Source organism: Povalibacter sp., from assembly GCF_036735925.1.
Taxonomy (GTDB): domain Bacteria; phylum Pseudomonadota; class Gammaproteobacteria; order Steroidobacterales; family Steroidobacteraceae; genus Steroidobacter.
In genome coordinates, this window is the sequence record NZ_DAINNK010000010.1 from 49,560 (window position 1) to 73,495 (window position 23,936).

The following is a 23,936-nucleotide window of genomic DNA, read 5'->3' on the forward strand; positions in this document are numbered from 1 at the left end:
ATTCGACTCTGAAGTTTTCTACCCCGCGCAGCCATCGGCAGCCCTGTCGATATCGAGGGCAGATCCGAAGGACAAACCCGGGGTAATGAAGTGGCGAATGGTAGCACAGCAACGCGCTTCACCGAACTGTCCGGGGCGCTCGCAAGCTATACTTTCGCCCGCCTTCACCTCACGAATTTTCGCGACCTCCCGGAACCCGCATGGACCCTATCGACACGCTGATCGCGGCACGCTGGATCGTTCCAGTCGAGCCCTCCGGACACGTGCTCGAACACCATGCCATCGCGATCCGCCAGGGCCGCATCATCGCCATCGAGCCGGAAAAACAGGCCCGCGAACGCTATGCCGCAAGGGAAACGATCGAACGGCCGAACCACGTCCTGCTGCCTGGGCTCGTCAATGCACACACCCACGCGGCAATGGCACTGCTGCGCGGTGCGGCCGAGAGCGCCTCGCTCGATCACTGGCTGAGCGCGCAGGTCCGCCCGCTCGAAGAACGATGGATGGATGCCGAATACGTTCGCGACGGGACCGAACTGGCCATCGCCGACATGCTGACCAGCGGCACGACCTGCTTTGCGGACATGCATCTGTTTCCCGAAGTCATCGCGCAGGCGGCCTCGTCGCTGCGCATGCGCGCGAGCATCGGCATGCCCGTCCTCGATGTGCCGACTCAATGGGCCGGTTCAGTCGATGAATACCTGGCCAAGGGACTGCAACTGCACGACGAGTATCGGGACGATCCGCTCATCACCACCTCGTTCGCTCCTCACGCACCCCACGTCGTCAGCGATGCGACGTTGACCCGCGTACAGCGGGCGGCGGACGAGATCGAGCTGCCCGTGCGGATGCAGGTGAACCAGAGTCACACCCAGACCCTCCGCGATGGCGAAAGAACCCTGGCCCGGCTCGAGCGTCTCGGGCTGCTGTCGCCACTGCTGTCGGCGGTTCACATGGTTCATCTCGACGAGGACGACCTGGACCGTGCTTCGCGCGCCGGCATCAGCGTCATCCATTGCCCGCAATCGAATCTGAAACTGGGCAATGGCGTATCGCCGATTCGCGCCCTGCGCGCCCGCGGCGTGCGGATCGCGCTGGGCACCAACGGCGCCGCGAGCAACAACGACCAGAGCCTGTTCGATGAAATGCGCACGGCCGCGCTGCTCGAACGCGGCATCATCACCTGGCAACTGGACGGCTCTCCGCCCATGACTGCGCACGACTGGCTGCACGCCGCCACGCTCGGCGGCGCGCAGGCACTCGGACTGAGCGAGTCCATCGGCTCGCTGACGCCGGGCAAATGGGCCGACCTGTGCTGTGTCGATCTGGCGCGGCCTCAGTCCCAGCCTGTTTACGATCCTGTCGTGGCGCTCGTGCATTCGATTTCGCGCGAGCAGGTATCCGATGTCTGGGTGGCCGGACGCGCGCTGCTCACTGACGGACGCCTGACCCAGATCGACCTCGACGCCCTGCTGCAACGCGCGCAGGGCTGGCAGGAACGCATCGCCTCCACCCGTCTTACCGAAGAGTGACCACCGTCATGCTGTCAGCCGGCAATCACGATCCCGCGGAAATCGCGCGCTTCGACGCGACGGCGCAACGCTGGTGGGATCCGCAGGGCGAGTTTCGGCCGCTGCATGTCCTGAATCCCGTGCGTCTCGACTACATCGATGAGCGCGTCGGCGGATTGAAAGGCAGGCGCGTACTCGATGTCGGCTGCGGCGGCGGATTGCTGAGTGAAGCGATGGCACGCCGCGGCGCGGACGTGACGGGCATCGACCTGGGCGCAGCGACGATCGAAGTCGCGGAACTGCATGCCCTCGAAGCCGGCGTTCCCGTGCGGTATCGGCGGGAATCGGCGGAGGATCACGCGGCGCATTCGGCCGGCACCTACGACGTCGTCACCTGTCTCGAAATGCTGGAACACGTGCCGGAACCGGCCGTCGTCCTGCGGGCGCTGCATGCGCTCGTCAAACCCGATGGTCACGTCGTGCTATCGACGCTCAATCGCAATCTCAAGTCCTGGCTGCTCGCCATCGTCGGCGCCGAATACGTCATGGGGCTGCTCGAACGCGGCACGCACACTTACTCGCGATTCATCCGGCCGTCCGAACTGGCCCGCTGGGCACGCGCCGCGCAACTCGAACCAGGCGACATCGCGGGCCTCGACTACGACCCGCTGCGAGGCACGGCCCGCCGCAGCAACAATGTAGACGTGAATTACATGATGCATCTGAGGCCCGCCGGATGACGGGCGAGACGCTGCTGATCGCCGCGGTCGGACTGATCGTCGGCCTGCTGCTCGGCGCGCTGTTCGCGTCGCTGCGTCATCGCAAGCGCGCGGAGCCCCTGCACGTCGAACTGGCGGTGCTGCGTTCGCAGGTCAGGTCCGAAGAAGACATCGAGCGCGAACGCCAGGCATCGCTCGAGCGCACGATGGAGCGCCTGCAGGCTTCTTTCGATTCGGTGGCGGGCCAGTCGCTGCGCTCGAACAGCGAAGTGTTCCTGAAGCTGGCGCGCGAGCATCTGGGCCAGCATCAGCAGACCGCGGTCGCGGCGCTCGCGCAGCGGGAAAAAGCCATCGAAACCATGCTGACGCCGATCCGCGAAGCGCTCACCCGCAGCGAGCAGCAGATGCAGCGGATCGAGAAGGAACGGGCCGAGAGTTTCGGCAGCCTGCGCACCTCGCTCGAAGCGGTGACGCTCGGCCAGCAGGCGCTGCAGCGCGAAACCCGCACGCTCGTGAATGCGCTGCGCCGGCCGGAAGTGCGCGGCCAGTGGGGCGAAATGACGCTGCGTCGTCTCGCCGAACTCGCCGGCATGGTCGAACACTGCGACTTCAGCGAACAGGTGCACGTACGCACCGTCGACGGCGCGCTGCGGCCCGACATGATCGTGCACATGCCTGACGGCCGCGACCTCGTCGTCGACGTGAAGACACCGCTCGATGCCTATCTCGAAGCCGTCGACGCGACGACGGATGAACAGCGCGGCATCGCGTTGCGCCGTCACGCGCAGGCACTGGGGGAACGCGTGCGACAGCTCGGCTCCAAGAACTACTGGAGCCAGTTCGAGAACAGCCCCGACTTCGTCATCCTGTTCGTGCCCGGCGACCAGTTCCTGTCGGCCGCACTCGCCGAACTGCCCAACTTGCTCGAAGACGCCATCCGCCAGAACGTCATCGTCGCGACACCTTCCAGCTTCGTCGCATTGCTGAAGACCGTCGCCTATGGCTGGCGCCAGACTGCGCTGGCCCAGAATGCCGAAACCATCCGCACGCTGGCCGAAGATCTCTACAAGCGACTCGCGGTCTTCACCGGGCATCTCAGCCGCCTCGGCCGCAACCTCGGCCTGAGCGTCGATGCCTTCAACAGCGCCGTCGGCTCGCTCGAACGCCAGGTGCTGCCCGGCGCACGCAAGTTCACCGAACTCGGCGTGCGCCCCGAAAAGGAAATCGACTCCGTCGAACCGATCGACAAACTCGCCCGCGATCCGCAACTGCGCGAGCCGGAGAGTCAGCTCGAACTTGGCGGCCTTCCGGATTCGCCGATCGAGCAGAGATCGGAGTAACCGTGACCGGCAGGGAATCCCACGGGGCAAAGAACGCATAGAACGCAAAGCCGGAGAAGACAATGGCCGCAAAAAGCGCAAAAGGCGCAAAGGTCGGATAGAAGGTCGGATAGAGAGCACCTATTTTTTTGCGCTTTTTGCGCTTTTTGCGGCTATTTTCTTTCTATGTGTTCTACGCGTTCTTTGCCCCGTGGGATTCCCTGCCGGTCACGGTTACTCCTTTGACTTCATCCCTCGACGACTCCCTGATCAATCGCGCCGCGCCCGCCGGTTCGATGCGCTACTTCGCCCTGCTTTACACGCCCGCGGAAATGCGCGATGCCGTGACGGCGCTGTACGTCATCGACGCGGAGATCCGCGAGTCGGCGCAGAGCGCGAATCACGACGTCGCGCACACGCGGCTGCAGTGGTGGCGGCAGGAAGTCGACCGGCTGGTGAACGGCAATGCGCAGCATCCGGCCACGAAGATCCTGGGCGATCTGCCGGGCGTGGATCGCAAGCAGTTCGCGCGGCTGCACGAACTCATCGTCGCCGCCGACATGGACCTGGCGCGCATGACGTATCTGAATGCGAAGGAACTGCGCGCCTACAGCGGCCGCAGCGGCGGCACGGTACAGGAACTGATCGCGATCGTGATGAGTCCAGGTCCGGTGGCCGAGCCGGTTCTCAAGGCAGCCAATCGCCTCGGCGTCGGTATCCGACAGACGGAGATGCTGCGTGATGTCCGGCAGGATGCCTACGACGGCCGGTTGTACCTGCCGCTCGAGGATCTGCAGCGCACCGCAGTGAGCATCGACGATCTGCGCTCCAAGGACATCAGCGGGAAGGTCAGAACCGCGCTCAAGGATTTCCGCACACTGACCCTTCCGGATCTCGTCGATCCGGGGACTGACCTCGAACCGGCAGCCAAGGCATACTTGCGCCCCGTTTTCGTCCTGGCCGGCCTGCATCGTCGCCTGCTGGACCGGATCGCCGGCAGAAACTACGAGGTGGCGACGCAGCGCATCGAACTCGGACCGCTGGAAAAAACCTGGACCGCATGGCGCGCCGCGCGGCGCGCCCGCTGATTCCTGCCTTCGTCACTCTCGTCACCTTCGTCACCCTCGTCACTTTCCTCATGCTCGACCCCCGAACCTACCAGCCTCCTGCCGATCTGCTGCGCGGCCGCGTCATCCTGATCACCGGTGCGAGCGACGGCATCGGCCGGGCCGTGGCGCGCGCAGCGGCCGCTCACGGCGCCAGCGTCATCCTGCACGGACGCAACGTGAAACGGCTGGAAGCGGTTTACGACGAGATCGTGGCCGCCCATCAGCCACGCCCGTCCATCCTGCCGCTCGATTTCGAGAAGGCGGGATCGACCGAGTTCGACGCGGCGGTCGGCGCGATCGAGAAGGAGTTCGGACGGCTCGACGGCCTGCTGCACAACGCGGGAATGCTCGGCGAGCGCGCGCCGGTCGAACACTACGACGTGGCGAAGTGGATGCGCACGATGCACGTCAACGCCAATGTGCCGTTCGTGCTGACGCAGAGCTGCCTGCCGCTGCTGAGGCAATCGAAGGACGCATCGATCGTCTTCACCTCGAGCGGCGTGGTGCCGAATCCCCGTCCCTTCTGGGGCGCCTACCTGGCCTCGAAATGGGCCAGCGATGGCCTCATGCGCATGCTCGCGGAAGAACTCGAACAGCCCGGCATCCGCGTCAACAGCATCGATCCCGGCAGAGTGAAAACCAACATGCGCCTGCAGGCGTATCCCGCGGAAGATCGTTCGGTGCTCGCCGAACCGTCAGCGATCGTGGGGCCGTATCTCTATCTGCTCGGCCCGGACAGCAAGGGCGTCAGCGGCCAGACCATCGGCTGCCAGTAGCGTGTTGATGACTGTCCGCGCACGGCATATCACGACGGCCAGGAGTTGATATGCCGAGAATGAAGCAGGCTGTTTGCACGAACCGGGCAGACTGTCGCATCAGTCGATCCTTCGCCGCGCCCATTCCTGAGGCCGCGGCGATTCGGGGGGAGGAAGCACTATGAATGAACCGGTCACGGCGGCCGCGCCCGCACCTGCATTGGCACCCACAAAGGAAAGCTACCGCTACTACGCCGTGTGGCTCCTGTCGTCGGTGTACCTGCTCAACATGCTGGACCGGACGCTGCTGACGCCCTTGATCGAGCCGATCAAGCTGGAGTTCGGCCTGTCGGATGCGCAGATGGGTCTGCTCGGCGGCATGGCGTTCGCGCTGTTCTACACCACCCTGGCCATGCCGCTGGCGCGACTGGCGGACCGCGCCAACCGGGTCAACATCATTTCCATCGCGATCGCCGTGTGGAGCGTATTCACGGCACTGACGGGTCTGGCGACGGGCTTCTTGACTCTGCTGGCGGCCCGCATCGGCATCGGCGTGGGCGAAGCGGGCTGCAACCCGGCGTCCTATTCCATCATCAGCGACTACTTCGACGCCAAGCGCCGCGCGACCGCGCTGGCGATCTTCCATGCCGGCGCCTCCGTGGGCGTCTTCATCGGGTTTCTGGTGGCAGGCTACGTGCTGCAGCACTACACCTGGCGCCATGCGTTCTTCATCGTCGGCGTCCCGGGGCTGCTGCTGGCGCTGCTGGTGAAGTTCACGTTGCGCGAGCCGCAGCGCGGCATGTCCGACCAGCACCAGTCGCTGGAAGCTCCGCCGCCGGCCATGCAGGTACTGAGGCAGCTGTTGAGCAAACCCGCGTTTCGCCACATGGCGCTGGCCTGCGCGCTCAACAATGCGGCGATCTTCGGCATCGGCAATTTCGTGCCGTCCTACCTGATCCGCTCGCACGACGTCAGCGCCAGCGATGCGTCATACGTGCTGGCCTTCGTCCATCTGGCCTCCGGCTTCCTGGGCGCCTTCTTCGGCGGCATGCTCAGCGACTACCTCGCGAACCGTCACCAGGATCGGCGTTACTACCTGTGGGTGCCGGGCTGCTTCATGCTGCTGTACTTCCCGATCGCGCAGCTCACCTACGCGACGCAGGACGCGATGGTCGCCATCGCCGGCGTGACGCTCTCGCAGATCTGCATGGTCGTCTATCTGTCGCCCTGCCTGACCGCGCTGTTCGGCATGGTCGGCATTCGCGAGCGCGCATTGTCCAGTGCGCTGCTGCTGCTGGTACTGAACTTCATCGGCATCGGCTTCGGCCCGTATGTCGCGGGCCTGGTCAGCGACCTGGTGAACGCGCAACTGATCAGCCAGGGCGTGGATACCGTGCAGGCAACGGCCGACGGCCTGCGCTGGTCGCTGCGCGGCATGACGGTGCTCGGACTCTGGGCCGCCGTGCATTACTTTCTCGCGGCGCGCCGGTTGAAGCAGGATTCGCTGCCGGCAACGACCTGATCATCAGCGGAAGAATCTCCCCGGTTTCCAACGGCCCATCGCAAAGGATTACAACATGAAGCAATTGCCGTCCGTTCGCCGCATCGTCACCGGCACGAATGCATCGGGACACTCCTACATCGCGGAAGACGGGCGGTCGCCTGCCGAGGTCACGATGGAGACGCGTCCCGGCTTCTGCAACAGCAATCTGTGGCGAACGCTGGGCGCCGATGTTTCCGTCGATGCGCCCGACAGCATCACGCAGCACAGAGGCGTGCTGCCGCCGCAGGGCGGCACCGTCCTGCGCGTCATCGACATCCCACCGGAAAGCAACGATCTCGAAGAACTGCGCAAGCAGACGGCAGCCGTCTTCGCCGAGATGTATCCGGATGCGACGCGCCACGATCACGCGCTCGAGCGTCATCCCGGCATGCACATCACGGATACCGTCGACTACGCCATCCTGTTGCAGGGCGAACTCGTCGCGATCATGGATGAAGGCGAGACGGTCATGCGTGCGGGCGACATCCTGATCCAGCGCGGCACCAATCACGCCTGGGCGAATCGCTCCGGGCAGATCGCGCGCATCGCCTTCATTCTCGTCGACGGCAGGCGCTGACGCCTGTGATGGCCAACCTCTGAATGGGCCGTTGACCGGCGACCACGGTTGCTCGGAGCAAGCCGCACCAATGCGCTCCCGCCAGCGCTGATTGACCGACCTGCTGACGGGATATACGATTTTCCCCACGTATATCATTGACCTCTGCCAGAGGAGCCTGCCGTGAAAGTCGCCAAATGGGGAAACAGCCTTGCCGTGCGCCTGCCCGCGCCTGTCGTCGATGCCCTGGGATTGAAGGAAGGGGACGACATCGAAATTCGTGTGGCGGACAAAGACTGCCTGATCGTCAATCCCGCACCCACATTCGATGAACTGCTGGCGCGGGCGCGCCAGTCGCATCCTTTGCTGCCCAAGGATTTCAGGTTCAACAGGGATGAGGCCAATGAACGGTAAGGCGTTCTTCGATACCAATGTATTGCTGTATCTGCTGTCTCAGGATGACGCAAAGACCTCGCGTGCCGCGGAACTGGTGCAGAAAGGGGGCACCATCAGCGTGCAGGTCCTGAATGAGATGGCCCATACCAGCCGCCGCAAGCTGGGCGCTCGATGGCCGCAAACGGATGGCTTGCTGGCAATGGTTCGCGCCAAGTGTGACGTCGTCCCGCTGACGGAAGAAACCTTCGACCAGGGCCGCTATCTGTCCGAGCGTTACCAGCTTTCGGTCTATGACGCGATGATTGTGTCTGCTGCCCTGTCAGCAGGAGCGACCACGCTCTACAGCGAAGACATGCACGATGGTCTTTTGATCGAAGGCCGACTGAAAGTGCAGAACCCGTTTGCTATTGGAAGAATGCGATAACAATTTCTCTGGCGCACGAGGCACCAACGACGGGTGCCGCGGATTCGCTGATCTCGTTGCTCAGAAGTGCACCTGTGCGTCCCATTCGATTGCCGGCATCCCCCTGCCTGATTGCGGCTACGCCTGCTGCGCTCCGCCGGCAAGGAAGTCGATGAGCCCGAAGGGCGCACGCTCGCCGAGGCACAGATCCAGGATCAGCCGGGCGTCCGCGGCTTCGGCCTCGCTGCGCGCGAACATCGCGCCTTCGTAGGCAGCAAGCGCCGCTTCGATGCCGCCGGGATGCGCGGCGATCGCCTTCCCGAGTTCGGCCCCGTCGAGCATCGCCAGGTTGGCTCCCTCGCCGGCGGGCGGCATCAGGTGTGCGGCATCCCCCAGGAGCGTCACTCCGGGGACCCGCGCCCATCGGTGCCCGGCCGGGAGTGTGTGGATCAGGCGCGGGACCGGCGTGGTGTCGCCGTCGGTGATCAGCGCAGTGAGTGCCGGCGCCCATCCAGCGAATTCGGCCGCGATCCGGGCCGTCGCGGCGGCGGCATCGCCGAAGTCGATGCCGGCGATCCATGCGGCGGGGCGGTTCAGTTGAACGTAGCCATGCAGCACGCCGCCCGCCTCGCGGTGCGCGACGATCCCCTTGCCCGGCGTAAGCGCGTACATCGCACCGCTGCCGACCGCGGCGGCAGCAGCGGGGTGCCGCCGGTCCGCATCATGCAGATAGGTCTCGATGAAGACGGTGCCGACGTACTCCGGCTTCGCGTCAGACAGCAGCGAGCGGACCTTAGACCAGGCACCGTCGGCCCCCACGAGCAGCCCGGCGCTCTCCGTCGACCCGTCGGCGAAGGTCAGTCCGTGCCGGCCATCGCCAAGGGCGGCCACGGCGGCCAGCCTTTTTCCCCATCGGATCGTCTGCGCTGGCAGGGACTCGATCAGGATCCGCCGCAGATCGCCCCGCAGCACCTCCGGACGGCGGCCATCGTCGGACTCCTCGAACAGCACCCCACCGTGCGGATCGAGCATGCGCGTCGCCGCGCCACCCGCATGGACGATCGCGCGGAACCGGTCGATGAGACCGGCCGCCTCCAGCGCCCGCTGCCCGTTGTGCTCGTGGATGTCCAGCTGTCCGCCCTGAGTGCGGGCTTCGGCCGAGGGCTCCGCCTCGTAGATCGTCGCGGGGATGCCATGGACATGGAGGACGCGCGCCAGGGTGAGGCCCCCGAGACCGGCACCGATGATCGTGACTGGTTTCATCCTTCATCTTCCTTCGAATGTCTTGTGGAACATTGTTTCACAAGACATTCGAAATCCTCGACGCCGAAGGGCCGATAGGGCGACACCCGGCCGCAAAACAGTGAACCGCTTCGCCCCTCTGCAGGTGACATTCGCAGACAGGCCGGTCTATGATCCATGTGTCACACGACAGATGTGACAGTGATCCCAGGACGCAGGTGAGCGATGGTTCCATTCAAGGTCAGGCTGAATCCCGGCGAATCCATCTTCGAACAGGTCTGTTTCGCGGCGACGCGCGCCATTCTGGCGGGCGAACTCAAGCCCGGCGAGACCTTCCCGTCGGTTCGCTCGCTCGCGACGGCTTTGAAGATTCACCCGAACACTGCGCACAAGGTCGTGCAATACCTGGTGCAGGAACGCTGGCTGACGGTGAAGCCCGGTCTCGGCACGCTGGTCGCGCCGCCGCCCAAGGCGCGCTCGGGTGATCGCAAACGCCTGCTCCACGACGATGTCGAGAAGCTCGTGGTAGAGGCCATCCGCGTCGGCGCCAGTCTCGACGATGTCCTGGCCGCAGTCGCAGAACAATGGCAACGGCTACAGGGGCTGAAGGCGGTGTCCAATGATCATTGAGACGCACGGCCTGTACAAAACCTACGGCCGCGTCGAAGCCATACGCGACGTCAACCTGCGCGTGCCGGCCGGTGCGGTCTTCGCGCTGATCGGCCCCAATGGAGCAGGCAAGAGCACGACGCTTCGCCTGCTGATGAACATCCTCGCCCCCGATCGAGGTGAAATACGGGTGCTCGACACGCGCTCGACGGCGCTCGCGCCCCGTCATTTCCAGCAGATCGGCTACGTCTCGGAAAGCCAGCGTGTGCCGCAGCGGCTCAGCATCGCCCAGTACTTCGATTACCTGCGCAGCCTCTATCCGACCTGGGATCGCGAACTCGAGCGCGAGCTGCTGCGGCAGTTCGATCTGCCGCCCGCGCGCCGGCTGAAACATCTGTCGCACGGCATGCGCATGAAGACGCTGCTGATCGCGGCGCTGGCGTTCCGTCCCAGACTGCTGGTGCTCGACGAACCTTTGAGCGGGCTCGATCCTCTGGTACGCGACGAAGTCGTCAATGGACTGCTGCAGCAGGCGCACGACACGACGATCGTCATTTCATCGCATGAGCTGAGCGAGATCGAAAGCTTTACGACGCACGTGGCGTTCATGCAGGACGGCCAGTTGCTGCTGCAGGAAGCAATCGAGGACCTGCAGGCGCGCTTTCGCAGCGTCCTCGTACGATTGTCTGCCGTCAAACAGCTGCCTTCACCCCTGCCGCGCGGTTGGCTTTCGCCCGAGATCGCCGGCCATCAGCTGCAGTTCGTCACCTCCGCCTTCGAGGGCGAACGGGAACTGCACCAAACCCTCGCCGGTCACTTCGGCGCGGTGACGGTGGCCACCGAAGGCATGAGCCTGCGCAGCATTGCGAATGCACTGATGCAGGACCACAGGCGCCGCAGATCATGACAGCGCATCCGTCCATGAATAAAACGTCCACGGGAATCGGCATGGCCATCCTCAAGAAGGATGCGCTGGCGCTCTATCCATTGCTGCTGCTGACGATGCTCCTGCAGATGCTCGATGTGCTCGTGAGCAGATTCGACGCATGGTCAGCGCTGAGTTTTTTCCTGCCCACGATGATCGGCCTGGCAAATGGCATCGTGACCCTCGCCGTGATCCAGGCGGATTCGCCGGTGAGTCTGACCGACGACTGGCTGTGCCGGCCGGTACCGCGCCGCGCGCTGATTCCGGCAAAGCTCGGCCTGCTGGCGCTCGTCATCTATGTCCCGCGCGTGCTGACGGTGCTTGCGGTGGATCTGCTGCAGGGTCGCTCACTGGTCGAGTCGGCATGGGAAGCCGTGCTGTTTCACGATTCCGTGGAGCTGCTGTACCTGCCGATCGTGCTGATGGTGGCCGTGTGTACGGCGAGCGTGATTCAAGGCGTCGGCGTGATGATTGGTCTTTTCATTCTGGTGTTCGTGATTCCGACACCGTTCATATCGCCGCCCGGCCCCGAAAACCTGTCCGTCGGCGAGGCATTGCAAGTCAACGGCGCGTTCTGGATGGCAATGATCCCCGGCAAGACGATCTTCATCGTCGCGGCGGTGTTGTGTCTGTGGTGTGCCTATGCCCGTCGCAATCAACGTGCAGCGCGCGCAGTCCTGGCGGGTGGTGTGTCGCTCGGCGTGCTGGCGATCGTGGCGCCGATCGTTCTGCTGCCCTGGCAGAGCACCTTCGCGCTGCAAAAGACGTCGCAAGGTCGGCAACCGGCGCCCGTGTCGCCGAGTCTGCATCAGGTATCCGCCTGCTTTCCGGCAACACGCGTTCCCGATGCTGCGAACGACCGTCAGTTCGACAGCGTCGGCGAGCGATTCGGTCTGCGTCTGTGGGGCGACGAGCGATTGAAATCGGCCGGCAAGGACGCGATCGCTTTCGTTACGCAGACGAGCGTGCGTGGCTTGCCCGAAGACTGGCGAGTGCAGATCGCATACGTACAGGCGAACTATTACGGCAGCGGTGCAGCGCCGCTGGTCCAACTGCGTCCGGCGCGTTTTACGACGCCCGGAGCTGCGGGCCTCGCCGGTGGCGCTCCGGGCAGCGAGATCATCACTCGCGCCTGGCTGCTGCCCGAAACCGCATTGCACCGGCTTGCGCAGGCCGACGCGCCGAGGCTCGAACTCGAGTATTCCGCGGCGATGCTCGAGCCCGTCTCCTTGCAATTGCCCGCCGACGGAAAACGCCGTCATTTGCCGGGCATCGGTTACTGCAGCGCGAAGCGCAATGCACTCGACGATCGGATCGCAGTCGATTGCCTCAGTGTCGGACACCTGCCCGCGCTGATCTCCGCAGAGCTGGCCGGCATACCCGCGAGTCGTGTCGATGCAGGACCTGTCGACTTCGCGCCTCGGCTGCTGCGCGCTTTGCAGGTTCAGCAGACGACCGTCGAAGTTCAGTCCCCTGATCTGATCGAGAGCGATGTCGTCACGCTGCGAGCGTACTTTCCCAAAGGCTTCGCCACGCTGCGCGCCGCGAGCAACGGCTTGCTGGGCGATTCACTCACGGCATGCCCGGCGCCGTCGGCGGCGTCGCAGCTCGGACCGCAGATGTCGACCTGGAACGATCGCTCGCCTCACGAAGTGAAGTCCGTCGCCGTGGAAGAGAACGTGCAGATCGAGGTGCTGGACTGGGGCGGCAGCGGCCCGGCAATGGTATTGCTGCATGGACTGGGCGCGACCGCCCACTCATTCGATGACCTCGCGCCTCTGCTCTCGAAGCACTATCGCGTGATCGGCATGACTCGACGCGGCATCGGCCGTTCGAGCCACCCCGACCATGGCTACGGCCAGGCAAGGCTCGCACAGGACATCCTGCGGGTGCTCGATGCGTTCGGCATCGACAAGGCGGTGTTCGTCGGCCACTCCATCGCCGGCGACGAGTTGAGCACGCTCGGCGCGCATCACTCGCAGCGCGTCACGGCACTGATCTATCTGGACGCAGCGTACGATCGCACGCTGCCGGTTTCGAGCCGCTACCGCGAACTCAATGCGAGCCTGCCCGATCGCCCGCAGCCGCGTCCCGAAGAGCTGCTGTCCTACACGGCGCTGCGGGGCTACTTCGACAGAGTGGGGTCGGCGCCGCTCCCGGAAGGCGAGGCGATTGCGATGTGGAATGTGAACGATCGCCACCTGGCCGGCCAACGCACGATCGACCTGCGGCTGCTGCAAGCGATCGAGGCGGGCATTCCCAGGCCGGACTACGCCCGCGTGCATGCGCCTGCGCTTGCGATCTACGCCACGTCCGCGGGACCGGATGCGTTACTGCAGCCCTGGCACGATCGCACTGATACGGATTTGCGCAACACGCTGCGCGAACTGCAGTCCATGAAGGACGCCATGCAACGCCGCGAAATCGAAAAATTCCGCACCGGCGTGCAGGGTGCACGGGTGCTCGAAATACCTGGCGCGTCGCACTGGATTCTGCTGTCGCATCGTGACGCCGTACTGCAGGCGATCGACGAGTTCACCGCAACACTGCCGGCGGCACCGTCGATTCGCAGGGACGAAGGGGGATGAGGTGGCGTCAGCGACCGGACCGTCGACCGCCGGCAGGTTTGCGCCGGCCGGGCGATGAACCTGTGTCGCGCGGGCCTTTGCGTTCGCGCGAATTCCGCGGCTCTGCTGCGCGCACCGAACGCTTGGCCGGTTTGCGCTGACGGTCCGCCGCGACGCGCGGGGCGCGAACCCGACGTGTCTCGGGCACCGGCTTCACGAGTCCGGCGAGTTCGTAGAGTCGATCCACGAGATGTTCGGGAAGCGCCTGGTGCTTGCCTCGCGGCAGATCGCGCGGCATTTCCAGGTCCGCGTATTTCACCTGCATCATGCGGCTGACCACTGCTGTGGGGACGCGTGCGCGAGCGCTTTTACATTAGCCCGGAAGAATTGTCCGCGATGCTTGCGCGGTTGGGTGCGCGCAAATGAACGATCGAATCGAGTCCGTCGTTTTCGATCTTGACTGCACGCTTTGGGATACGTGCGCAGCCTGCGCGGTCGCATGGAACAACGTTCTGGCGCGATCGCTCTTTCGCCTCGTTCGCCGGCCTGTACGAATTTCTCGTCGCCTTGCGCCAATTTTGAATCGACGCTCGACAAGGCTTTAAAATTCGGCCGTCGATAGATCGCAATCTCACCAAATCAATCTCATTGGGCATACAGATGGAATACCGTCAACTGGGTCGCACCGATATCAAAGTCAGCGTCATCGGCCTCGGCACGATGACGTTCGGCGAGCAAAACACCGAAGCGGAAGGGCACGCGCAGCTCGACTACGCGCTCGACCACGGCGTGAACCTCATCGACACCGCCGAAATGTATTCGGTGCCGCCGCGCGCGGAAACCTACGGTTCGACGGAACGCATTATCGGCGCGTGGCTGAAACGCAGCGGCAAGCGCGACAAGATAGTACTCGCCACAAAGGTGGCCGGCCCGACGCACGTATTGAAAATCGACCACGTGCGCGGCGGCAAGACGGGGCTGGACCGCAAAAACATTCTCGCCGCCGTCGAGGGAAGTTTGCAGCGCCTGCAAACCGACTACGTCGATTTGTATCAACTGCATTGGCCGGATCGCAGCACCAATTTCTTCGGCCGCATGGGCTACCGGCACATGGAGGACGAGCAATCCGTTCCCGTCGAAGAAACGCTGGATGCACTGACCGATCTGGTTGCTTCAGGAAAAGTGCGCCACATCGGCCTCTCCAACGAAACGCCGTGGGGCTTGCATCAATTTTTGCGCGTTGCCGAGCAGCGCAAACTCGCGCGCATCGTCAGCATTCAAAATCCCTATAACCTTCTTAATCGCACCTTCGAAGTGGGCCTGGCGGAGATGGCCATCCGCGAACGCGTTGGTTTGCTTGCGTATTCGCCGCTCGCCTTCGGCATGCTGTCCGGTAAATTTTTGAACGGCGCGCGGCCGCCCGAGGCCCGCGTCGTGCGCTTTCCGCGCTTTTCCCGTTACAACGGCGACATTGCCGAAAGAACCACCGCCGCCTATGTCGATATCGCGCGCAGGCATGCGTTCGATCCGAGCCAAATGGCGCTGGCCTTCGTCAATCGGCAACGATTCCTCACCTCCAATTTGATCGGAGCGACGACGCTGGCGCAGCTCAAGACGAATCTCGGCAGCGCAGAACTCAAACTAAGCGACGAAGTGATGCAAGCAATCGAAGCGGTGCATCGCGCGCAAGCCAATCCTTGTCCGTAGCCCGCGATGAGCATGGCAGGGCCTGCGCTGGCAAGGACGCTGACATGGTGTTTCACATTGAAGCGGGGGACGAAGTGGATATTTTCGATCACCCAACCAAGAGCGCTATCCAGGTCAAAAGATCTCAGGATCGAATATTTTCCACGGAACGGCAGGCAGTATCTCTTCCGCAGATGGGGAGACGCTATCTGGCTTGAGCGAGCAAGAAAGTTTTCGATGCACGCTATCTGGCAGTGCGCTAGAGATCGACTAATCCATGGTCAAGGACGGTACAGTTTATGGACAGGTGATGCAGGCCTCGCTATTTACCTACATCATTGTTTGCGTCCAGAAGAAGCAGCGATACCAGGGCTGGATCTATTTTGATAGCGGATAGGAATTTCAATCCACCTGCCCGATTCGCATCGCGGCATCGCGGTCTTATGTTGACCCCGGGATCAGTCGCGATTTACTCGGTGTTTTGCCGGCCGATGGAATTGTCGGGGCGGATAGCCCAAAGGGCGCGATATCTCTTCGTTTTCCGATCAAGTGCTCGATGCACTATTTCCGCAGCTATTCCCGCATAGTTGAGGTTATAAGTAAGTCGGTCATGAACTTTGCGCTCGTCAACGTTTTTGATTTAGTACTTCGCTGAGGAAGGCGATCGCCTTTGGCCATCCATCGGTACGCGCTGCAACGTTTCCACCCTGCGTTCCACCCAATTCGTCTTTCGCCGTAGGATCGTCGGGAGTGTAGGGTTCTCCAACAGCGCCGTGTCCAGCATTTGAGTACCGCAATAGTTGCACCCGCGACTGAAATTTCTTCTCCTTGAGGCGCGCAATAACCTCGTCCGACATTGGGCAAGACGGCCACAAGCGATCGTCTTCACCGCAGATCAAGAGAATGCCTCCATTGATTTTCTCAACGGGGATAGCGGCATCAGGGTATGCATCACGCTTTGCGAAGCTTCGGATATATAAGTCGTAGACTGTCGTGAATGACTTGGAGTGATCGTATGGGAGAAACGAAACAGACTTGCCGCCAAGACTGAATGACGCAGCCCCACCTGGCGCGCTTGCTTTCCCTATGCCTTGCCAGACGACATTGGAGGGGGCGCCTGCTACGACTGCTCGTATAGTCGGATTGCGCGATGCGATGAGCAGCGCGGCTTCCCCGCCCGTGGAAATTCCGAATGCGCCAATGCGATTGGCATCGACGGCGGGTTGTTCTTTCAACCAATTGATCGCAGTGTCGAAATATTCGAGGGGGATGTTGCCCAACTCGTCCGGCAATCCTGGTGCTCGGAAATAGGCCAAGGCTAATGTTGCGAATCCGTGCTGCGCAATTGACCGTGCAGTGTCTCCGCCTACGCCACCTTCCGAACCACCTAGTACGATCACGGCAGGCAGCGGTTTTTCTGCTCCCGCAGGCACAAAAAAAGCTGCCACAAGTCCGTTCGCTCTCACGGAACTTTCGATGGGTTCCCTAGCTTGAGCGACAGCGGGTGCGATGGTTCTCACACTTAGAACCAAGCACGCACATACGATAGTTAGCTTTCTCATGAGCACTTGCTTTCTGAGCTATTCGCTTGATCGTAACGATATCTCGCGAGTCGCGGATAGGAATTTCAATCCACCTGCCCAATTCGCATCGCGGCATCGCGGGTCTTAATTTCGAGAGTTCGTCTTTCGAGATACGCACGGCCTTCTCCAGCGTCGCAATGGCGCCGGGCAGATCGCCGAGTTTCGACTGCGCGCGGGCCAGCCAGCTGAGCTTGCTCACGACGGAATCGGCTTCGGGGCCGAGAATGCTCTCGGCGCGCTCGATGGATGCCTGCAGATGCGCAATGCCTTCCTCGAGGTTCCCCGAATCGACCAGCGCGCGGCCGTAGACATCCTCGGTTTCGGCGAGCAGGTTGTTGCGTCCGCCGTTGCCGAAATTCCTGATGGCGCTTTCATGCGCCGCGCGCGCCGCGACGAGACCTTCCGCGGCGTTGCCCATGAGCAGGTATTCCTGCGCGCGCTGGCGCGTGGCGAGAATGGTTTCGGAGTCGTCCGCGCCGAAGGCTTTGCGCAGTACGTCGACGGCCTCCTGCATCTGTGCGATGGCCTGCTCGCCTTCGCCGCGCTCGCCGGCAATGAACCCGCTGATCATGAGCGAGGACGCCAGGTGCCGGGCGCCTTCCTTCTCTTCGCCGTAGGCACGCAGCAGAGGAAGGGCAATCGCCAGTTCCTTCTCCGCGACAGCGTAGTCGGACCGCTGCAGGGCAATGCTGGCGAGCTGACTGTGGCCGATCGCGACCGGCAGGCTGTCCGCCGGCAGCGAACCGGCCGCCACGGCGAGCGCCTTCTCCAGCGTCGCGCGTGCTTCTTCCGTCCGTTCGAGATTCGATTGCGCCTCGCCGACGATCAGCAGCAGTTCCGCGGCACTGCGCGGCTGCGACACCAGTTCGCGATCGATGCGTTCGCGCGCGAATGTCAGCAGCTCGGCCGCACTCATGTTGTTCTTGCCGGTGAAGAACGGATCCGCGGACCGGAAGATGGATGCGGTGAACTCCTTCACCTCCTCGGCATGACGTCGCTGCTCGCGCGCGACCTGCAACTGCCACATCGACACCGCAAGTCCGATCGCCAGCGCCGCCACGACGGCGACGGCTGCACCGACCACCAGCCGGTTGCGCGCCGCAAACTTACGCAGCCGATAGCTGGCGGAGTCGGGCTGTGCCAGCACGGGATCGTTGCGCAGGTAGCGTTCGAGATCGTCGGCAAATGCGGCCGCGGTGCCGTAGCGCTCGGCCGGTTCCTTCTTGAGCGCCTTGAGGACGATCGTGTCGAGATCGCCGCGCAGCAGTCGCGCATCGCTGCCGCTCTCGGTCACGTCGCTGGGCCGATGGATGTGGGCGGAGACGACTTCCCAGCCGGTGTTCGCGGCGTTCTTGAGCGTATACGGTCGGAATCCGGTCAGCAGCTCATAGGCCACCAGGCCGAGCGAATACACATCGCTCTCCGTGGTCACCGATTGCCCTAGCAGTTGTTCGGGCGACGCGTACGCAGGCGTGAGCATCAACGTCGCGACCTGCGTCAGCGCCTTGTTCGGACCGCCCTCCTCCAGCAGCTTCGCGATGCCGAAGTCGAGCAGATGCGTCTGCCCCTGCGCGTCGATCAGGATGTTCGAGGGCTTGAGATCGCGATGCACGATCAGCCGCGAATGCGCGTAAGCGACGGCCCGCGCAATCTGCGCGATGAGCTGCACCCGGGTTCGCAGCTCCAGCGCGCGGTCGCGGCAGTAGATGTCGATGGGCTGGCCTTCGATGTACTCGAGCGCCAGGTAGGGCCGGCCATCCGACGTGATGCCGGCATCGTAAAGACGCGCAATGTTCGGATGTTCGAGCGAGGCGAGAATGTCGCGCTCCTGCACCGCGCGATCCGTCAGCTTCGTCAGCGCCCACCAGTGTGGCAGCTTCAGCGCCACCCTGCGCCGGATCACTGCGTCATCGCGCTCGGCCAGCCACACCGAACTCATGCCGCCCTCGCCGATGGGCTGGATCAGCCGGTACGGCCCGACGAGGGCGCCGGCGAACGGCGATGCGGGCAGCGGGACGCCCTCACCCTGCGATCGCGTGAACTCCGCCAGTGACTGGAGGAAGTCGTCGGTTTCGAACTGCGCCTGCTTCTGCAGCAGATCGGCGAGCGTCTGCTTGAGATGGCCCTTGCGGGGATCGAGCGTCGCCAGCCATTGCTCGCGATCGGGCTCCGACAGTTCCAGCGCCGTCTGCAGCAGCGACAGGAGTTCTTTGAGATCGCCGGGAGGCAGTGGCTGCATGCGAAGCCGGCCTGTGTCGTGGACGTGGCGCAATCGTCGGCGAGATGGCAACGGCTGACAAGCCGCATGGCGCCGCCGTCCGCGCAACACCTACGACGCGAACGGCCCGTTCGTTATGTCCAAGCGTCGAACACTGGTCCGACGCTTGCTATGGTTCGGGCCATGCATCCCTTCGTCTGCGTCACCGCCCATCATCCTGCGGCACTGGCCGATCTCAAGGATCGGCGCGCCGCGTTGCTGTCCCTGTGCCGGCAAGGGCATCTGAAGGGTTCGATCCTGCTCACGCCCGAAGGCATCAGCCTGTCGGTCGCGGGAGAGACGGAGGCAACGGAGCAGCTGATCGAGCAACTGCGCCGCTGGCCGGGCCTCGAAGATCTGCAGCCGCAGGTCGCGGGCATCGAGCATCAGCCGTTCGTGCGCATGAGCATTCGGGTGAAGAAGGAACTCCGCGCGCCCGACCTGGAATCAACCGATGCGCCGTGGATTCAGTGCACCAACTGCCGCCATGTGCTGACGGCCGAGGATCGCCAGCACGAACGCTACGAGGCAGGCAGGCACTGCCCCTACTGCTGCGGGATCGACGCGAACGACATGGCGAAACGCATCGCGATCCGCCACGAACAGATCGAGCGCCTCATCCATCCGCTGCCCGGTAGCGTGCCGCACGATCATTTCCGGCCCGTGACCATTCCGGCTGCCTGCGATGGACTGACGCTGCTCGATGCGCTGTGCCGCATCGTCAGTCACATTCCCGCGAACTTCTGGCAGGAGCGTTGCGACAAGGGGTTGCTGCTCGATTCCGCCGAACGCCCGGCTCCCGCTGCGACCCGCGTGCGCGCCGGCGAACGTTATCTGCACCGATTTCCCGGCGTCATCGAACCGGACGTCGACATGCGGATCGAGTTGCTGCATGAAGACGAAGCGCTGCTGGTGATCAACAAACCTGCGCCGCTGCCGATGCATGCCGGCGGCCGCTTCAATCGCAACACGCTCAAGTACATCCTCGACGCGCTCTATCACCCGCAGACGCCGCGCCCGGCGCATCGACTGGACGCCAACACGACCGGCGCACTCGTCGTTTCGCGCACGCGTCACATCGCCGGAAAGATCCAGGCGCAGTTCGCCCGCGGCGAGGTGGAGAAGAACTATCTCGTGTGCGTCCACGGCCATCCGGCCGCCAACGAGTTTGTCTGCGCAGCGCCGATCAGCGCCGATGCCGGCCATGCCGGGTCGCGCGTCATCGACGCAGCATCGGGACTGCCGGCACGTACCGAATTTCAGGTTCTGCAGCGACTCGACGACGGCACCAGCCTGCTGGAAGCACGACCGCTCACCGGCCGCACCAACCAGATCCGGGTGCATCTGTGGCACCTCGGATTTCCCGTCTGCGGCGATCCCGTCTATCTGCGCGGCGATGAACTCGGCGACAGCCAGACGCTGCCGGTCGATGCTGCGCCGCTGTGCCTGCATGCGTGGCGCATCCGCTTTCGGCATCCGCTGCAGCGCAAGCTGTGCGAGTTCACGGCGGCGCCGCCGGTGTGGTTCGTCTCTTCTCTGCCTGTGGGGCCGGCTTGAGCCGGCCTCTGCCTGTAGGTCAGGCTTCAGCCTGACTTTTCAGATGGCCGGCTGAAGCCGGCCCCACAGGCAGAGCCGTCGACGTAGAACCACTCACCACCTTCGCACACGAACCGGCTGCGTTCGTGATGCCGCCCGGCCGAGGCGCCGCCCACGCGATAACGCGCGATGAACTCGACCTCGGCGCGATCGGCATCGACGGTTCGCGCACTCACGACCTTCAGACCGAGCCATTTGAGGCCGGGCTCGAAGCTCACCGATGCAGGTCGCGTGCTGACGTGCCAGGTCCGCAGCAGATACGGCGCATCGAGCAGCACGAAGGCGGCGTAACGCGAACGCATCAACTGTTCTGCCGTCGGTGCCGATGCGCCTGCATGCCAGCGGCCGCAGCACGCAGCCAGCGCGAGCGTCGAACCGCACGGACAGGGCATCGATGTCATGGAAGAAGGCGCGAACGACATTGCTGCCGTCCGCGCCGTTGCCTCAGGCAGCTGGCTTCAGATCCGCCTTGTGTCCCTTCAGTCCGTAGTACGCGATGTACAGATAGCAGACGGCAGGAACGATGAAGGAGTACAGCAGATTGATGTCTGCGAAGTAGCCCTGCAGCAGCGGAATGATCGCGCCGCCGACGATGGCGACGCACAGGATGCCGGACGCCTCGCCGGTGTGCTTGCCGAGGCCGTCGATGGCGAGCGTGAAGATCGTCGGGAACATGATCGAGTTGAACAGGCCGATGGCGAGCAATGCCCACATCGCCGTCTTGCCGGCGAACAGCATGACGACCAGCAGCAGGCCCACGGCCACGAAGGCATTGAACGCCAGCACGCGGCCGGGCTTCACCTTCGTCATCACCCAGGCGCCGATGAAGCGGCCGACCATCGCGCCGCCCCAGTAGTACGACAGGTACTTGCCCGCCTCCACTTCCGTCAGTCCGCCGATCGTCGGCTGGCTCAGGAAGTTGACGGCAAAGCTGCCGATCGACACTTCCGCGCCGACGTACAGGAAGATGCCGACCGCGCCGAGCACCAGGTGCCGATAGCCCCAGACGCTCTTGTGCTGCTGGTACGTCCCCGCACCGGCATCGGCCGGCTGATCCTGCGCCTCGATCTGCGGCAGCTTCACCAGGGCGATCAGCACCGCGATCACGAACAGCGTCAGTGCGAGGATGACGTACGGGCCCTGGACGGTCGCTGCCTCGGCGGCGCGCACCGTCGCTTCGTCGCCTTCGGGCCTGACCGCCGAGAGGATCAGTACTGATCCGAGGAAGGGTCCGATGGTCGTGCCGAGCGAATTGAACGCCTGCGTCAGCGTCAACCGGCTGGAGGCCGTGCGCGGCGGGCCGAGAATCGCGACGTACGGATTCGCGGCCACCTGCAGCAGCGTGATGCCGGAAGCCAGCACGAACAGCGCACCGAGGAAGAACGGATACGACTGCATGCCTGCCGCCGGGAAGAACAGCAGGCAGCCGATGCCCGCCGTCACGAGGCCAATGATGATGCCGCGCTTGTACCCGGCACGTTCCACCAGGAAGCCCGAAGGCAGCGACATCACGGCATAGGCGCCGAAGAAACAGAACTGGATCAGCATCACCTTCACGTAGCTCAACGAGAAGGCAGCTTTCAGATGCGGAATCAGGATGTCGTTCAGTGAGGTGATCAGCCCCCACATGAAGAACAACGACGTCAGAACGATCAGTGCGGAAAGGTAGCTGGTTTGCTGGTTGTTGGCGGTTGTAGATGTTGTAGTCGTCGACTGATAAGCCATGAGCCGGTCTCACTGCTGGTGTATCCCCCACCTGCGCCGGCAACGCGAGGTCGCGGCGCGGCGGCATCTTAGCGATTCCGCCGTTGACAACGCCATCATTTCTGCAGGGGCAGCGGTGGACCGGGCAACGCTCAGGCCGAGGTCAGTGGCGCGGGAGCGGCAAATCGCTCGACGACCAGCACGAGCATGCTGATTCCCGCGTAGACCGCGAGCACCGTCAGCAGCGTGGTACTGACGGCAGGCCAGGACAGAGGGCCGGCCAGCGCGACGCACAGCGGCAGTGCGAGCGGCGACCATTCCAGCCACCGGCCCGCGGGCCCGCCTTCGAGCCACTGGCCCTGCACGTAGAACGATGCACAGAACCAGCCGAAGGCCAGCAGCACGAACGAGCGCGGCAGATCCTCGGCGGCGCCGAGCAGCCACAGCGAACCCGCCGTCAGCAGCCAGAACTGCGCGAACACGTAGCCCTTGCTGAATCCGGCGGCGGGCGGATCGAACTTGCCCGGCGGTGCGGCGTTGGCATATTTCGCCTCGAACTCCGCTGCAATGTCCTCGGGAAACCAGCCGGGACGCATGAACCAGATCCGCAGCTTGTCGCGCCAGCGGCGCGTGCGCCAGGCGATCCGTGCGGTTTCCCACCAGAAATGCACGTTCGCCCACAGCGGATTCCAGCTCTTGAGCCCGTGCGTGATGCCGTACTCGCAGGGCACATCGGGAAGTTCGTCCTGGAACGTGCCGAACAGGCGGTCCCACAGGATGAAGACGCCGCCGTAGTTCCTGTCGATATACAGAGGATTGCGCGCGTGATGCACGCGATGATTCGACGGCGTGATCAGAATCCATTCGAGCGGGCCGAGCCGCCGGATGTGCTCGGTGTGCACCCAGAACTGGTAGATGAGATTGAGGCTGCCGACGGTCACGACCACCGCTGCGGGAATGCCGGCGAGGAACAGCGGAATGTAGAAAACGAAGCCGATGTAATCCGTGCCGGCCTGGCGCAGCGCGGTGCTGAGATTGAACTCCTCGCTCTGGTGATGCGCGACATGCGAGGCCCACAGGATGCGCCACTCGTGACCGAAGCGGTGTTTCCAGTAGTAGCAGAAATCATAGGCGACGAAGGCGACGACCCATTGCCACGCGGAGTCCATCGACCACTGCGGCACGCCCAGCCATTTCACGAGCGCGCCGAACACGATGCCGGCGAAACCGAGCTTGAGCAGATCGACGAGCCGGCTCAGCACGCCGAGCTGCAGGCTGTTGACGGTGTCGTTGAGACGATAGGTCTGCCGGCCGGCGAAGCGGCCGTAGAGAAATTCCAGCGCCATCGCCAGGATGAAGAACGGGATGGCGACTTCGACGTAGTTCACTGAGCGGTCCCCTGGCCGGATCGGCCGGCCGGAAGCGGGTGGACGACAGTGTCCACCCGCCTTCACTC

21 protein-coding genes are annotated in these 23,936 nt (G+C 63.7%); 14 read left to right on the forward strand and 7 right to left on the reverse strand.

What is annotated here, in order from left to right:
* Nucleotides 1–200 precede the first annotated feature (200 nt).
* From V7D81_RS05300 to V7D81_RS05340, 9 genes are all read left to right on the forward strand, one after another.
* Nucleotides 201–1,532 carry a TRZ/ATZ family hydrolase gene (locus tag V7D81_RS05300; protein WP_324315033.1) on the forward strand — a complete coding sequence of 444 codons (1,332 nt, stop codon included), beginning with the start codon at nt 201–203 and terminating at the stop codon, nt 1,530–1,532.
* Nucleotides 1,533–1,540: 8 nt separating this feature from the next.
* On the forward strand, nt 1,541–2,251 hold the full coding sequence (gene ubiG, locus V7D81_RS05305; RefSeq protein WP_324315089.1) for a bifunctional 2-polyprenyl-6-hydroxyphenol methylase/3-demethylubiquinol 3-O-methyltransferase UbiG: 711 nt from the start codon (nt 1,541–1,543) through the stop codon (nt 2,249–2,251).
* The gene (locus V7D81_RS05310; RefSeq protein ID WP_324315034.1) at nt 2,248–3,570 is read left to right on the forward strand and encodes a DNA recombination protein RmuC; all 1,323 of its coding nucleotides are present in this window, start codon (nt 2,248–2,250) and stop codon (nt 3,568–3,570) included. The genes ubiG and V7D81_RS05310 overlap by 4 nt, the downstream gene beginning before the upstream one ends.
* A gap of 221 nt (nt 3,571–3,791) precedes the next feature.
* A complete protein-coding gene (locus V7D81_RS05315) occupies nt 3,792–4,637 on the forward strand; it encodes a squalene/phytoene synthase family protein (protein ID WP_324315036.1) in 846 nt (281 codons plus the stop codon).
* Between the two features lie 50 nt (nt 4,638–4,687).
* Nucleotides 4,688–5,434, forward strand: coding sequence for a YciK family oxidoreductase (locus V7D81_RS05320; protein WP_324315037.1), 747 nt, complete (start codon nt 4,688–4,690; stop codon nt 5,432–5,434).
* 160 nt (nt 5,435–5,594) lie between these two features.
* Nucleotides 5,595–6,935: a spinster family MFS transporter gene (locus V7D81_RS05325; protein ID WP_324315038.1), complete on the forward strand. Its 1,341-nt coding sequence runs from the start codon at nt 5,595–5,597 to the stop codon at nt 6,933–6,935.
* A 55-nt stretch (nt 6,936–6,990) separates the two neighbouring features.
* Nucleotides 6,991–7,533 carry a cupin domain-containing protein gene (locus V7D81_RS05330; protein ID WP_324315040.1) on the forward strand — a complete coding sequence of 181 codons (543 nt, stop codon included), beginning with the start codon at nt 6,991–6,993 and terminating at the stop codon, nt 7,531–7,533.
* 162 nt (nt 7,534–7,695) lie between these two features.
* Nucleotides 7,696–7,926, forward strand: coding sequence for an AbrB/MazE/SpoVT family DNA-binding domain-containing protein (locus tag V7D81_RS05335; RefSeq protein WP_324315041.1), 231 nt, complete (start codon nt 7,696–7,698; stop codon nt 7,924–7,926).
* Entirely contained in the window at nt 7,916–8,332 is a 417-nt protein-coding gene (locus V7D81_RS05340) for a PIN domain-containing protein (protein WP_324315042.1), read from the forward strand. The genes V7D81_RS05335 and V7D81_RS05340 overlap by 11 nt, the downstream gene beginning before the upstream one ends.
* A 117-nt stretch (nt 8,333–8,449) precedes the next feature.
* Here the strand turns inward: V7D81_RS05340 and V7D81_RS05345 are convergent, their stop codons facing one another.
* Nucleotides 8,450–9,574: an FAD-dependent oxidoreductase gene (locus V7D81_RS05345; protein WP_324315044.1), complete on the reverse strand. Its 1,125-nt coding sequence runs from the start codon at nt 9,572–9,574 to the stop codon at nt 8,450–8,452.
* 204 nt (nt 9,575–9,778) lie between these two features.
* Here V7D81_RS05345 and V7D81_RS05350 point away from each other — a divergent pair, with 204 nt between their 5' ends.
* The 3 genes from V7D81_RS05350 to V7D81_RS05360 are packed head-to-tail and all read left to right on the forward strand — an operon-like array spanning nt 9,779 to nt 13,675.
* Entirely contained in the window at nt 9,779–10,183 is a 405-nt protein-coding gene (locus V7D81_RS05350) for a GntR family transcriptional regulator (RefSeq protein WP_324315046.1), read from the forward strand.
* Entirely contained in the window at nt 10,173–11,069 is an 897-nt protein-coding gene (locus V7D81_RS05355; protein WP_324315048.1) for an ABC transporter ATP-binding protein, read from the forward strand. The genes V7D81_RS05350 and V7D81_RS05355 overlap by 11 nt, the downstream gene beginning before the upstream one ends.
* A 14-nt stretch (nt 11,070–11,083) precedes the next feature.
* Nucleotides 11,084–13,675: an alpha/beta hydrolase gene (locus tag V7D81_RS05360; RefSeq protein ID WP_324315050.1), complete on the forward strand. Its 2,592-nt coding sequence runs from the start codon at nt 11,084–11,086 to the stop codon at nt 13,673–13,675.
* A 7-nt stretch (nt 13,676–13,682) separates the two neighbouring features.
* Here the strand turns inward: V7D81_RS05360 and V7D81_RS05365 are convergent, their stop codons facing one another.
* A complete protein-coding gene (locus V7D81_RS05365) occupies nt 13,683–13,982 on the reverse strand; it encodes a hypothetical protein (RefSeq protein WP_324315052.1) in 300 nt (99 codons plus the stop codon).
* Nucleotides 13,983–14,314: 332 nt separating this feature from the next.
* On the opposite strand from V7D81_RS05365, the gene V7D81_RS05370 reads away from it, so the two are divergent.
* Nucleotides 14,315–15,361, forward strand: coding sequence for an NADP(H)-dependent aldo-keto reductase (locus V7D81_RS05370; RefSeq protein WP_324315053.1), 1,047 nt, complete (start codon nt 14,315–14,317; stop codon nt 15,359–15,361).
* Between the two features lie 605 nt (nt 15,362–15,966).
* On the opposite strand, the gene V7D81_RS05375 is transcribed toward V7D81_RS05370, so the two are convergent.
* The gene (locus tag V7D81_RS05375) at nt 15,967–16,806 is read right to left on the reverse strand and encodes an acyl-CoA thioester hydrolase/BAAT C-terminal domain-containing protein (protein WP_324315055.1); all 840 of its coding nucleotides are present in this window, start codon (nt 16,804–16,806) and stop codon (nt 15,967–15,969) included.
* Nucleotides 16,807–16,825: 19 nt separating this feature from the next.
* Nucleotides 16,826–19,162 carry a serine/threonine protein kinase gene (locus tag V7D81_RS05380; protein ID WP_324315057.1) on the reverse strand — a complete coding sequence of 779 codons (2,337 nt, stop codon included), beginning with the start codon at nt 19,160–19,162 and terminating at the stop codon, nt 16,826–16,828.
* A gap of 162 nt (nt 19,163–19,324) precedes the next feature.
* On the opposite strand from V7D81_RS05380, the gene V7D81_RS05385 reads away from it, so the two are divergent.
* Nucleotides 19,325–20,737, forward strand: a complete 1,413-nt coding sequence (locus V7D81_RS05385) for a pseudouridine synthase (RefSeq protein ID WP_324315059.1) — start codon at nt 19,325–19,327, stop codon at nt 20,735–20,737.
* 26 nt (nt 20,738–20,763) lie between these two features.
* Here V7D81_RS05385 and V7D81_RS05390 read toward each other — a convergent pair whose 3' ends face one another.
* The 3 genes from V7D81_RS05390 to V7D81_RS05400 form a co-directional block, all read right to left on the reverse strand.
* Entirely contained in the window at nt 20,764–21,168 is a 405-nt protein-coding gene (locus tag V7D81_RS05390) for a YchJ family protein (protein WP_324315061.1), read from the reverse strand.
* A 52-nt stretch (nt 21,169–21,220) separates the two neighbouring features.
* Nucleotides 21,221–22,501 carry a sugar MFS transporter gene (locus V7D81_RS05395; protein WP_324315063.1) on the reverse strand — a complete coding sequence of 427 codons (1,281 nt, stop codon included), beginning with the start codon at nt 22,499–22,501 and terminating at the stop codon, nt 21,221–21,223.
* Nucleotides 22,502–22,632: 131 nt separating this feature from the next.
* Nucleotides 22,633–23,868, reverse strand: a complete 1,236-nt coding sequence (locus tag V7D81_RS05400) for a sterol desaturase family protein (protein ID WP_324315065.1) — start codon at nt 23,866–23,868, stop codon at nt 22,633–22,635.
* Nucleotides 23,869–23,936 lie beyond the last annotated feature (68 nt).